This is a genomic window from Micromonospora sp. RP3T, assembly GCF_003027925.1.
Lineage (GTDB): Bacteria > Actinomycetota > Actinomycetes > Mycobacteriales > Micromonosporaceae > Micromonospora.
This window is the reverse complement of sequence record NZ_PYPS01000018.1, coordinates 73,441-85,674: the sequence shown is the minus strand read 5'-3', so window position 1 is coordinate 85,674 and position 12,234 is coordinate 73,441. Positions and strand designations below refer to the sequence as shown.

Here is a 12,234-nt window from a genome sequence, read left to right as displayed (position 1 = left end):
GCCGATGCCCCTCTCGTCCCGACCGGTGGCCCGTGCCGGCGCGTCGTGCGCCGCCGTAGCGCTGATCGCCGCTCTGCACCTGGCCACCGCGGTCACCCCGGCGGTCGCCGACGAGGACCCACCCGCCCTGCCCGCCGCGCTGACCGGCTGCGTCGGCCCGTCCCCGGTCCGGTACGGCGAACGCACCCCGTGGCCGGTCGCCCGGATGGCGCCGTACCTGACCCGCTCGCTCAGCCAGGGCCGGGGCGTCCGGGTGGCGGTCCTGGACTCCGGCGTCAGCGGCGCCGCCGCCGGCCTGCGCGCCGCCGTCGCGCCCGGCCGGGACGTGGTCTCCGGCGGCCCCGCCCGGTCGGACTGCCTGGGTCGGGGTACGGCGTTGGCGGCGATCGTGGCCGCCCGGCCCACCCCCGGCACGGGCGTGGTGGGGATGGCCCCCGAGGCCACCGTGCTGCCGTTCCGGATCATCGGCCCGCAGCGCCGGACGACGCCGGCGTCCATCGCCGACGGCATCGACGCCGCGGTGGACGCGGGCGCGGACGTGGTGCTGGTCGGCAGCGGCCAGGTGGCCGACACCCCGGCGTTGCGCGCCGCCGTGACCCGGGCCGCCGGGCGCGACGTCCTCGTCGTCGCGCCGGTCGACGACGGGCCGGCGTCCACGACGGGACAACCGCCGCCGGTGTGGTATCCCGCCGCGTACCCGCAGGTCCTGGCGGTCGGTGGGGTCGACGCGAACGGCCGGGGCACCGTGCCGGCGCTGCCGGCGAGCGGCCTCGACGTGCTGGCCCCGGCGAAGGACGCGGTCGTGCCCGGCCCGACCGGCGCGGGCCACTACACGGTCGGCGGGACGGCGGTGGCCGCCGCGCACGTCGCCGGCGCCGCCGCGCTGGTCCGCGGGTACCACCCGGAGCTGACCGCCGCGCAGGTCCGGGACCGGCTGGTCGCCACAGCCGAGCGGGCGCCCTACGCGCCGGCCGGCACGGTCGACCCGTACGCCGCGATGACGACGCTCGATCCTGGCGCGGCGACCCGACGGGTCCGGCTCGACACGGGAGCCGTCTCGGTCGCCACCGCCCCGCCGGCCGATCCGGCGGTCGCCCGCTCCGGGCTGCTCGCCGCCGCCATCACGGTGGTGGCGCTGCTGATCGGCGCCGGGATCCGGATCCGGCGGGGACACCGTCGGCCGGCGTCCCGGGATCCAGGTACGGCGTCTGGATGACCCTCGCTCCCCGGCGGGTGCAGAGCAGCGCGCGACCCGGCGGCAGGATCCTCGGCTTGGTGTTGCCCAGCAACGGGCCCTCACCCGGCGGGCAGGACAGCACCACGTCCGGGCTGTTCGTCTCCTGCAGACGGCGGACCAGGGGATCCATGGACATCCGCATCGCGCCCGCGGCCGCCCGGGTCAACACCATGTGGAACCCGATGTCGGTGCCCTGCGCCAGGTACGGGACCAGCCGCAGCAGCGGACTCTCGTGCCCGCCCATCATGTCGTAGTCGTCGACGAGCAGGTACAGCCGGGGACCCGACCACCAGTCCCGGGCCCGCAGCTGCTCCGGTGAGACGTCGGTGCCCGGCATCCGGTGCTTCAGGCCCTCGATCGCCTCGGCCACCGTGGCCTTCGTGGAGTCGACGGACACCGAGTAGCCGAGCCGGTACGCCTCGGGGATCCGGTCGAACAGCGCCCGCCGGAAGTCCACCGCCATGATCCGCACCTCCCGTGGCGGGTAGCGGCGGACCAGCGCGTCCGCCACGTACCGCAGCAGGCTGCTCTTGCCGCTCTGCGCGTCGCCGAGGACGGTGAGGTGCGGCAGCTCCTCGAAGTCGTGCCACACCGGCCGCAGCCGCTCCTCGTCGATGCCGATCGGCAGCCGGAGGTCGCCCTCGGCCGCCGGCAGCTCGGCCGCCGGCAGCACCGCCGGCAGGGTGCGTACCCGGGGTGCGTCCGGACCGTCCCAGAAGTCCCGGGCCGCCGCGGCGAGCGCCCGGGTGCCGTCGGCCACGCCGGCCGGGTCGACGACGCCGTCGATCCGGGGCAGGGCGGCCAGGAAGTGCGCCTTCTGCGCGGTCAGCCCGCGCCCCGGCACGTGCGGGACGGTGGCCGCCGCCCGCAGGTCGATCGCCGAGTCGACCGGATCGCCGAGGCGCAACTCCAGCCGGTTGCCGATCAGGTCCCGCATGCCGTGGTGCACCTCCGACCACCGGGACGCGGTGAGCAGTAGATGCACGCCGAAGTTGAGGCCCCGGGCGACGATCTGCCGCACCGCCGCGTCCGCCGCCTCGAACTCCTGGCGCAGCGTGAACCAGCCGTCGACCACGAGGAACACGTCGCCGTACGGGTCGTCGTCCAGCCCGGCCGCCCGCCGGGCCCGGTAGGCGGCCATGCTGTCCACGCCCTCGGCGGCGAACCGCCGTTCCCGCTCCGCGATCAGCGCGCTCACCTCGGCGATGGTGCGGGTGACCCGGTCGGCGTCGAGCCGGCTGGCGACGCTGCCGACGTGCGGCAGGTCGGCGAGCGTGCCGAGCGTGCCGCCGCCGAAGTCCAGGCAGTAGAACTGCACCTCGCGGGGGCTGTGGGTGAGCGCCAGCGCGCAGATCAACGTGCGCAGCAGGGTGGACTTGCCGCTCTGCGCGCCCCCGGCGATACCCAGGTGGCCGCCGGTGCCGGACAGGTCCGCGACGAGCAACTCGCGGGCCTGGTCGAACGGTTTGTCCACGAAGCCCACCGGGACCACCAGCAGGCTGTTGCCCGGCCAGCCCACCGCCCGCAACCCGGCCTCCGGGTCGGGGGCCAGCGCCGGCAGGAGCTGGTCCAGGGTCGGTGGTCGCTGCAGCGGCGGCAGCCAGACCTGGTGCGCCGGCGGGCCCTGGTCGACCAGTTGGTCCACGACCACGTCGAGCACGCTCGGGCCGCGCTCGTCGGGCGGGTCGGCCGGTCCGGCCGCCGCCGGTTGCTCCGGCGGCTCGGTCGCCACGACGGGGATGTGCCCGAGCCGGTACGCCACCACCTGCCGCTGCACCACCGCGAGATCGAGCCGCTTGTGCTTGGGCCGGTGCGCCCCGGACACGTAGGCCGCCTTGAACCGGAGCAGCGACGACACGTCGGCCCGCAGGAAGCCGTTCCCCGGCTGGGTGGGCAGCTCGTGCGCGTCGGGTACGCCGATGGCGGTGCGGGACTCGATGGCGGAGAAGGTGCGCAGCCCGATGCGGTACGACAGGTGTGTCTCCAGCGCGGCGATCCGGCCGTCGTCCAGACGCTGGCTGGCCAGCAGCAGGTGCACCGCGAGCGACCGGCCGAGCCGGCCGATCATCACGAAGGTGTCGATGAAGTCCCGGTGCGTGGCCAGCAGTTCGCTGAACTCGTCCACCACCACGAACAGGGTCGGCAGCGCGTCCAGCGGCTGACCCTGGGCCCGGGCCCGCTCGTACTCCAGCACCGAGGTGAACCCGCCGGCCTGCCGCAGCAGCTCCTGGCGGCGGATCAGCTCGCCGTGCAGCGCCTCGCGCATCCGGCCGACCAGCGCGGCCTCGTCGGCGAGGTTGGTGATCACGGCGGAGGTGTGCGGAAGCCGGTCCAGGCCGAGGAAGGTGGCGCCGCCCTTGAAGTCGACGAGCACGAAGTTGAGGATCTCCGACGAGTGGGTCATCGCCAGTCCCAGCACGATGGTGCGCAGCAGCTCGCTCTTGCCGGAACCGGTGGCGCCGATGAGCATCCCGTGCGGGCCCATGCCGTCCAGCGCCGACTCCTTGATGTCCAGCTCGACGGGCGCACCCTCGGCGTCGATGCCGATCGGGATCCGCAGCCGGCGGGCGGCCGGTCGGGCGGCCCAGGCGTGGGTCAGGTCGAGGTGGCTCAGGTCGGCGACGCCCAGCAGCGTACCGATGTCGAAGTCGGTGGTCAGCGCCTCGGCGGCCGGCTCGGTGGTGATGCTCAGCCGGTACGGCGAGAGGATCCGGGCCAGGCTACGGGCCTCGGCCGGGGCCAGTTCGTCCGGCCGGGCCAGGTTGGACCGGACCTCGCGGCCGACCTGGTCGTGCTTGACCTGTTCCAGCCCGGAGTCGGTGAGGTCGGCCCAGAGCAGGCCGCGGGGCACCGTGGTCGGTGGGGTACCCAGGTCGATCAGCACCGCGTTGCGGTATCCACCGGACAGCAGGCGGGAGCCGGCGGGGATCCGCCCGCCGTCGCAGACCAGCAGCACGAACGGCTCGTCCCGGCTCGGTGTGGCGCCCGCCTCCCACCGGGGCCGGGCCAGGAAGTCCTCCCCCAGCAGCCGCTCCACGGCGTCCGTGCTGGCGGCCGCCAGCCGGGCCGGACCCGCCGCGTCCTGCTCGGTGGGGTGTTGCAGGTGCGGCAGCCACTTCGCCCACTCCCACGCCTCGGTGGCGTCGTCGGACACGCACACCGCGATCATGACCTCCTCGGGCGCGTGGAACGTGGCGACCTGCGCGACAAGCGCCCGCGCCACCGCCCGGCGCCGCTCGGGGTCGCCGGTGATCCGGATCTGGTGGAAGCCGGGCAGGAACAACGCCACCGGCAGGTCGGCGACCGTGTTGTAGGCGTTGATGAACCGCCGCAGCGACTTCGCCGCCAGCGGTTCCAGGTCCTCGATCGGCTTGGTCTGCAGCGGCGCCATCCGGGTCGCCAGGCGCTGCCGGCCGGTGCCCACCCGCACCTCCAGGAAGTCCGGGTGGCTGGGTCGCCGTTCCCACCGCCGCGTGGTGAGCGCCACCGACCAGAGGGCGGACGGGTCGGGGTGCCGCCAGTCGGACGCCTCCCGCTGCTGGTCGATGGACCTGCGGACGCGCTTGCGCTGCTGCGACAGGTAGCGCAGGTAGTCGCGGCGGTCGCCGCTCATCCGGTGCTTGCGCTCCCCGGCGCTCATCGCCAACTGGCCGACCAGCATGCCGACCATGGCGACGCCCATCATGCCGGCCATCACCCAGGTGAGCACCCCTCGGCCACCGCCGAGGAACATCATCGCCATCACGCCGGACATCAGCATCATCGGCAGGATCGTCATGACGCTGCGCAGGCCGCCGGGGGTGACCTCGGGCAGCACCGGCGGCTCCTGAAGGCTGATCTCGCCCGCGGGCGTCTCCGGCCCGGTCCGCCGGGCCGGGCGCCGGAACACGACGGTGCTCACCGTTCACCTCCGATGCCGGCGGTACGGGGTCGCCGGCACGGACTACAACGCACGATCCGAGGGGCGAGGGTCAGCGGGAGCAGATTTTTCCGCCGCCGGATGAACCCGGCCGGCACCCATCCGTTGATTCGGCCATGACTGTCTCGGCCACCGGTGAGATGTGCCGCCTCACCGTCTGCGGGCCCACCCGCCAGGTGGAGGTGGCCGTACCGACGCACGTGGTGGTGTCGGACCTGCTGCCGGTGCTGGTCGAGCACCTGGGCGAGAACCTGGTCGAGACCGGCCTGCTGCACGGCGGCTGGGTGCTGCAGCGTCTCGGCGCCGTGCCGTTCGACCAGGGGTCCACCGTCGCCATGCTGGGCCTGCACGACGGCGACCTGGTCCACCTGCGTCCCCGCTCCGAGCAGATCCCGCCGGCCGACTTCGACGACCTGGTCGACGGCGTCGCCACCGGGATGAAGCAGCGGCCCGGCCGGTGGCGGCCGGAGCTGAGCCGGTGGGCCGCCCTGGCCGCGACCGTGCTACTGGCGGCCACCGGCGTCGCGGCGCTCGCGCTGCCCGGCCACGCCGGCCACCGGGCGGGCGCGGCCGGCGTGCTCGCCGCCGCCTGCCTGGTCGGCGCGCTGGTGGCCACGTTCGCCGTCGGCGATCGGCCGTTCGGCAGTGCGTTCGCCGGCGCCGCCGTCGGGTACGCCGGCCTGGCCGGCCTGCTCGCGGTCGACCCGCGGGTCGGGGTGGTCGGGCTGCGCCCGGACGGTCCGGGCCTGTTCGCCGCCTCGGTGGCCGTCCTGGCCGTCGCCGGGATCGCCGCGACGACGATGGCCCACGCCCGGCCGACGCTGCTGGCCGTGCTGGTGGGCGGCCTGCTCGCCGCGGGGGCGACCGCGCTCGCCGCGTTCGCCGGCCTGACCGCGGTGCAGGCGGCCGGCGCCATGCTGGTGGCGGCCACCCTGGCCACGATGGTGGTGCCGCTGGTCGCCTTCCGGCTCGCCGGCCTGCGGATGGCGCCGCTGCCCACGCAGCCGGAGCATCTCCAGGAGGACCTCGACCCGATCCCGAGCGGCACGCTGCTGCCCCGGGCCGCCGTCGCGGACCGGGCGATGACCGCGCTGTACGCCGGGATCGCCGCCCCGACGGCGGTGGCCGTGGTCGTGGTCGGCATCGCACCGGGCTGGGCACCGGCCACCCTGGTCGGCCTGGTCGCGCTGGTCCGCTGCCTGGCCGCCCGGACGATGACGAGCGCGTGGCACCGGCTGGCCCAGCTCGCGCCCGCCGCGGTCGGCGCGGTCACCCTCGCCCTCGACGCGGTGGCGTCCAGCGGCCCGTTGGCGCGGGTCACCGCCCCGGTGCTCGCCGTGTCGCTCGGTTCCGCCCTGCTGCTGCTCGTCGCGCGGACCATGCCCGATCGCCGGCTCACCCCGTACTGGGGTCGGCTCGGGGACCTGGTCCAGACGCTGGCCGCCACGGCCGTCCTGCCGGTCCTCCTCGCCGTGCTCGACGTCTACCGGTTCGCCCGTGGGATCGGGGGCTGAGCGCGGTGCAGTCGAGACGGGACCAGGTGCAGGCCCAGTCGTACATGACCGGCCGGCTCACCGCCGCCCTGGTGATGGCCGAGCCGGAGGCGCTGGAGAACCCGCACCGACGATTGCTCACCGGGATGATCGCCGGACTGCTGGTCGGCTGCCTCATGGTCGCCGGGGTCGTGGTCTACGGCCTGCTCAAGCCGGGGGGTGCCACCCGCTGGCGGGAGCCGGGCACGCTGATCGTCGAGAAGGAGTCGGGCGGCCGGTTCGTGCTCGTCGACGGCCGGCTCCGGCCGGTGCACAACTACACGTCGGCGGCCCTGATCTTCGGCCGGCGGCCCGCCCTGGTGACCGTCTCCGCCGCGTCGCTGACCTCCGTACCCCGGGGCACGCCGATCGGCATCGTCGGCGCGCCCGACTCACCGCCCGCGCCGGCGGGGCTGGCCGGGGCGCGGTGGAGTGTCTGCGCCCTGGGCGGGACGGACCGGGTCGGTACGGCGCGCGCCGGCACCCTGCTGACCCTCGCCCCGGGCGCCGGCGGAACCCCGCTCGGTGCGGACGGCGGCTTCGTGGTGACCTCGCCGGGCGGGCAACTGTTCCTGATCTGGGACGGGCAACGCTTCACGCTTACCCGGCCGTGGATCCCGCGGGTGCTCGGCTACTCCACGGCCCCCGTGGTCACGGCGAACTGGCTCAACCAGCTTCCCCCGGGTCCGGACGTCACCCCGGTGCCGGTCGCCGGTCGGGGCGCGGCCGGACCGGTCGTCGACGGGCGACCCACCCGGATCGGTCAGGTCTTCGTGGCCCGCGTCGTCGGCACCGCCGACCGCTACTTCCTGCTGCTGCGCGACGGGCTCAGCCCGCTCGCCGAGACCGCGCTCGCGCTGGTGCTCGGCGACCCGGGGACCGCCGCGGCCTACCCGGGTTCCACGGTACGTCCGGTGGACCTCAGTGCCGGGGCGCTCGGCCAGCTACCGGTGTCGAAGCAGCCGGCGCTGCCGGCCGGTCTCCCGCCGCGACCGCCGGTCCAGGCGAGCCCGGCGGCCGGCGACACCTGGTGCGTGCAGTGGTCCACGCCGGAGCTGCCGGCCCGGGTGACCGCGCGGTCGGTCCCGACGGTCACCGCCGCCGGGGACACGCCGGGGGTGACCCGGACCGCGCAGACCGCCACCTCGGTGTCGGTGGCGCCGGGGGTGGGTGGGCTGGTCCGGCAGGGTCGCGCCGGGCAACTGAACGGGACGAGCTACTTCCTGGTCACCGACGCCGGGGCGAAGTTCCCGGTCGCCGACGCCGACGTGGTGCGGGCGCTCGGCTTCACCGTCGAGGCGGCCCGGGTCGTGCCCGCCAACCTGCTGTCCCTGCTGCCGACCGGGCCGGTCCTGGACTCGGCGGCGGCGAGGAGGTGACACCCCGACGATCCGCCGGCCCGGCCGGCACCCCGTCCACCACCATCGATGTAGGAGGAACACCGTGACCTCACCGCTGAACCAGGTGGATCAGGCCACCATCACCCAGACGCTCAGCGCCTTCGAGACCACCATGGCCGACGTGAACGCCGCCGACCAGTCGGTCGACGCGGTCAGCTCGTCGGTGCCCTGGACCGGCGACGCCGCCACCCAGTACCGCAACTCGCTGGCCGAGTGGCGCACCGGCCTGAACGACGTCCGGCGCGGACTCGAGATGTTGCGCACCGCCATGACCCAGCACCTCAACATCTCGTCGAACGTCGAGGACGAGGCCGCCCAGAACGCCCGCTGGTACACCAACTGACGAGAGGAAGAGCAGATGGCGACCTACTCCCTGAACCCGAACGGCCTGCTGGACTCCGGTGAGGAGTTGCGCGGTGTCACCCGGGCCATCGACAACTCGCTGACCACCCTCGAGGGATACGTCAACCAGTTCATCGCCAACAACGCCGGCGGCGCCGCCACGGCGTACCAGCAGGCGCAGCAGACCTGGCACCAGGGGCTGGCGAAGATGCAGGCGTCGCTCGGCAGCGGCGCCACCGCCATCGACAGCATCCGGGAGAACTACCACATCGCGGACAGCCAGGGTGCGGCGCTGTTCGGCGGAAACGTCTAGGCGGGACCGCGATGCCGATCACCACCGACGACGCCTATCTCACCCGGGCGGCGAGCTCCAACACCCTGATCTCCGAGGAGGTCACCGCCTCGCCGGGAGGGGACATCGCCGGGATCAGCCTCAAGCCCGGGCACAGCAGCTTCTCGCTGGGCGCCCAGGTCCAGAAGGCGGTCTCCGGCGTCGGCGCGAACCTGAGCGCCCGGCTCACGGAGATCCGCGACACGGCCACCAACCGGGCCGCCCAGCTGACCAACTTCATGGCCATCACGAACGACACCGAGGGCATGAACGGCCACCAGGCGCAGGAGTTCCTCGCCAACGCGCCGGCGTGGAACACCTCGCCGACGCCCGGCAAGTAGCCACTTCTCCCGCCGGCATCGCCGTCCCCGCACGCCATCGCGGCGGACGGCGGTGCCGCGCGGGCCGACGAACCCGGACGCACGCCGCCGGTCGGAGTTGAGGGGATCAGATGACACAGCCGATGGACTGGGACGAGTCGATGCGGGTCGTTCTCGGCACCGACAAGGACATCGACTCCTCCCGGGTCAGCACCCCCGCCTGGCTCGGCCTCGACATGTCGTTCTGGGAGACCTCGGCCGCCACGGAGCAGGACTACCAGCGGCCGTGGGAGCACTGGATGCCCAACGGGAACGACTGGAACAAGATCACGATCTACCGGTACCGCGCCTACAACGACATGGCCAACTTCCAGCTCATCCGCGCCACGGTCTACTTCTACGAGGGCGGCGACAACTCGCCGGCACGCCAGGGCAAGGCACTTGTCGACGCGAGCCGGGAGATCATCGACGGGATCGACACCAACCAGTACCTCGACCCGGCGATGTTCCGCGACGTCGCCACCCGCTTCCGCAACGTGCACACCTATCTGACCGGCCCCGGCCAGGCCCGGCTCCGGGCGATGTACGACGAGGTCCACGCCGGAGGGTCGTTCGACGGCTCCGCCGCCGATGTCTTCGCCTGGGCGATGCACGACATGGCCCTCGGCATGCAACGCCTCGCCGAGAACATCAGCGGCCGGTTCGAGCTCAACTACAACCACTACGTGGACACCGGCTGGCCGCACGTGCTCGACCTGACCGCGACCGAGATCGACCGGTTCCGGCAGCGCCTCAAGGACGCGTGGAGCGCCTACACGGCGTATCAGCACCACGACCCGAACACCCTGGTCGACGCGCTGCTCAAGGAGATGGAGCGCCAGGTCGACGCGGCGGACGCGAATGTGGACAGGTCGGCGGCGACCGGCGACCGGCAGGAGTCCTGGACGCTGAACTTCGGATCGATCCTCGGCAAGGCCGGCAACGCCACCTACGACGTCATCAAACAGTCCGAGTGGGTACGGCTGAACAACGACCTGAAGCGGGAGTGGCAGAGCCGCTACGACGAGCTGGACACCGCCTCGCAGACGGCGACCCGGCTGCTCATCAAGAGCTACAACGACCTGATCGCGGCCTTCGGCCGGGGCGTCATCGCCCTGCCGCACGTGCCGTATCCGACGTCGGGCAGCGGGGGCAACACGCCGCCCGGCATCGGCGGTCCCCCACCACCCGGCTTCGACGGCGCCACCCCGCCGCCCGGCGGAAGCGGCGGCTCCGGCGGATCCATCCCGCCGCCCGGCGGAAGCGGCGGTTTCGACGGCGCCACCCCACCGCCCGGGGGGAGCGTCGGCGGCGTCTCGAACGCCGCCATCCCCCCGCCGGGCGGCGGCAGCGGTACGCAGTTCGGTGGTGACTCGGGCGGCTTCGGCGGAGCCGGCGGCGGTTTCGGTGGCGGTTTCGGTGGCGGGTCCGGCGGCTTCGACGGCGCGGGCGGCTTCGACGGGGGCACCGGCGGCGGCTTCGACGGCACCGGCGGTGGGTCCGGCGGTTTCGACGGCGCCGGCGGTGGGTCCGGCGGCTTCGACGGCGCGGGCGGCCCCGGCGGCGGCCTCGACGGCGCCGGCGGGATCGGCGCGTCCGGCGGGGAGACCGGCGGCGGCACGGGCGGTCCGGCCCTGGTCGGCGGCGGTATGGCGACCGGCGGCGGGCTGCCGGGAAAGCTGGGCGCCGGCGGCGCCGGAAGCATCGGCGGCAGCGTGGGCGGTGGCGCCGGCAGCGGTGCTGGCACCTCGGGCTCCGGCTTCGACGACGACACCGTCGGGGGTGGGCTCTCCGGCGGCACCCCGACCACGATCGACCCCGGCGACCTCGGGTCGAGCGGCTCGGAGCTGGGCGGCCTCGGCTCCAGCGGCGTCCGGACACCGGGGCAGCCGAGCGGCTTCGCCCTCGGTCCCCTGGGAACGCCTCCGGCGGGCTACGCCGCGGCCGGGGTGGGCAGCCTGCCACCGGGGACGCTGGGTGCCGGCTCGTTGGCGTCCGGTGGCGAGAACCTCGCCGCGTTGCCCGGTGCCGCCGCGTACGCCACGCCGGGCGCGGACGGCACGACCGGCGCGGGCATGGGTGGCATGGGCGGCATGCCGTTCATGCCGCCGATGGGCGGCGGGGGTGGCGGCAACCAGAACGAGAAGGAGCGCGAGCGCAGCACCTGGTTGGCCGAGGAGGAAGAGGTCTGGGGCACCGATCCGGACGTCACCGTCGCCGTCATCGGGCGGGAGGAGCTCGAACCCGAGCCGGCCAGCCGGCCCACCCGGACGCCCGCACCACCCCGCGCGCCGCAGCCGGGCTACGAGCCGTCGCGCGGGCGCGGAAACCGCTAGTCGAGAGGAAAGGGGAAACAGCATGTCCGGTTCCTGGCATGACGAGATCGATCGGGCCTACACCGAGCTGGAGGAGAGCCAGCAGGCCATCACCCGGGTGCAGCACGACATGGCGGACCGGAGGATCACGGTCCGGTCCCGGAACCGCGCGCTGTCCGTCGTCGTCGACGCCCAGGGCGAGGTCGTCGACATCACGTTCCACTCGCGCGGCTACCGCTCGATGCCCCCGCGGGAGTTGAGCGAGCTGCTGGTGGAGACCATCGCGGAGGCGCGCCGGCAGGCGGTCGCCGAGGTCGCGTCGATGTTCTCGGCGGTCCTTCCCTCGTCCCTTCCGATCATGGACATGATCAACGGGACCGCCGACATCGACGAGATGATCAGCCAGGCCCTGCGACAGGTCCCCGACCTGCCGGGCGCACCCGGCGCGGAACGGAGCTGACGCATGCCGACCCCACCCCTGCACGCCGACACCGACCTGCTGCGCAGTGAGTCCTTCGCGCCGTTCGTCACGCACATGCAGAACGTCATCGACACGCTGAATGCCGCGGTGGGCGACTGCCTGCCGGTCGCGACCACGATCCGCGACAAGTCGGACCAGATCCTCAACGAGGGCCTGGCCGCACAGGTCGAGCAGATTCGCATGCTGCTGTACGGCCTGCGTGACCTCTCAGCGGGCGACGCCGACCAGGTGACCGCGCTCAACCAGTTGCTCGGCGCGGTCGAGGAACTGAACACGGACGTCGCCTCCTTCGGCGGCGGCACGCGTCCATGACGGCCG

The 12,234-nt window shown here is 74.1% G+C and carries 10 protein-coding genes; 9 read left to right on the top strand and 1 reads right to left on the bottom strand.

Going from position 1 to position 12,234, the window contains the following annotated elements:
- Positions 1 to 4: 4 nt before the first annotated feature.
- Positions 5 to 1,216, top strand: coding sequence for a S8 family serine peptidase (locus C8054_RS16400; RefSeq protein ID WP_107157662.1), 1,212 nt, complete (start codon positions 5 to 7; stop codon positions 1,214 to 1,216).
- On the opposite strand, the gene eccCa is transcribed toward C8054_RS16400, so the two are convergent.
- Entirely contained in the window at positions 1,122 to 5,138 is a 4,017-nt protein-coding gene (gene eccCa, locus C8054_RS16395) for a type VII secretion protein EccCa (RefSeq protein WP_107157661.1), read from the bottom strand. The genes C8054_RS16400 and eccCa overlap by 95 nt on opposite strands.
- Positions 5,139 to 5,272: 134 nt before the next feature.
- On the opposite strand from eccCa, the gene eccD reads away from it, so the two are divergent.
- The 8 genes from eccD to C8054_RS16355 all read left to right on the top strand — a co-directional run bounded on the left by eccD (position 5,273) and on the right by C8054_RS16355 (position 12,228).
- Complete coding sequence (eccD, locus tag C8054_RS16390; RefSeq protein WP_107157660.1) at positions 5,273 to 6,670, top strand: type VII secretion integral membrane protein EccD; 1,398 nt, start codon at positions 5,273 to 5,275, stop codon at positions 6,668 to 6,670.
- 5 nt (positions 6,671 to 6,675) lie between these two features.
- The gene (gene eccB, locus C8054_RS16385) at positions 6,676 to 8,067 is read left to right on the top strand and encodes a type VII secretion protein EccB (protein WP_146179925.1); all 1,392 of its coding nucleotides are present in this window, start codon (positions 6,676 to 6,678) and stop codon (positions 8,065 to 8,067) included.
- A 64-nt stretch (positions 8,068 to 8,131) separates the two neighbouring features.
- Positions 8,132 to 8,431: a WXG100 family type VII secretion target gene (locus C8054_RS16380; protein ID WP_107157658.1), complete on the top strand. Its 300-nt coding sequence runs from the start codon at positions 8,132 to 8,134 to the stop codon at positions 8,429 to 8,431.
- Positions 8,432 to 8,446: 15 nt separating this feature from the next.
- Positions 8,447 to 8,743, top strand: coding sequence for a WXG100 family type VII secretion target (locus C8054_RS16375; protein WP_107157657.1), 297 nt, complete (start codon positions 8,447 to 8,449; stop codon positions 8,741 to 8,743).
- A gap of 11 nt (positions 8,744 to 8,754) precedes the next feature.
- Positions 8,755 to 9,102, top strand: coding sequence for a hypothetical protein (locus tag C8054_RS16370; protein WP_107157656.1), 348 nt, complete (start codon positions 8,755 to 8,757; stop codon positions 9,100 to 9,102).
- A 110-nt stretch (positions 9,103 to 9,212) separates the two neighbouring features.
- Positions 9,213 to 11,456 carry a WXG100 family type VII secretion target gene (locus tag C8054_RS16365; protein ID WP_146179924.1) on the top strand — a complete coding sequence of 748 codons (2,244 nt, stop codon included), beginning with the start codon at positions 9,213 to 9,215 and terminating at the stop codon, positions 11,454 to 11,456.
- Between the two features lie 22 nt (positions 11,457 to 11,478).
- Positions 11,479 to 11,895: a YbaB/EbfC family nucleoid-associated protein gene (locus tag C8054_RS16360; RefSeq protein WP_107157654.1), complete on the top strand. Its 417-nt coding sequence runs from the start codon at positions 11,479 to 11,481 to the stop codon at positions 11,893 to 11,895.
- Positions 11,896 to 11,898: 3 nt separating this feature from the next.
- Positions 11,899 to 12,228 (top strand): hypothetical protein, encoded by a 330-nt coding sequence (locus C8054_RS16355; protein WP_107157653.1) that lies wholly within the window; start codon positions 11,899 to 11,901, stop codon positions 12,226 to 12,228.
- Positions 12,229 to 12,234 lie beyond the last annotated feature (6 nt).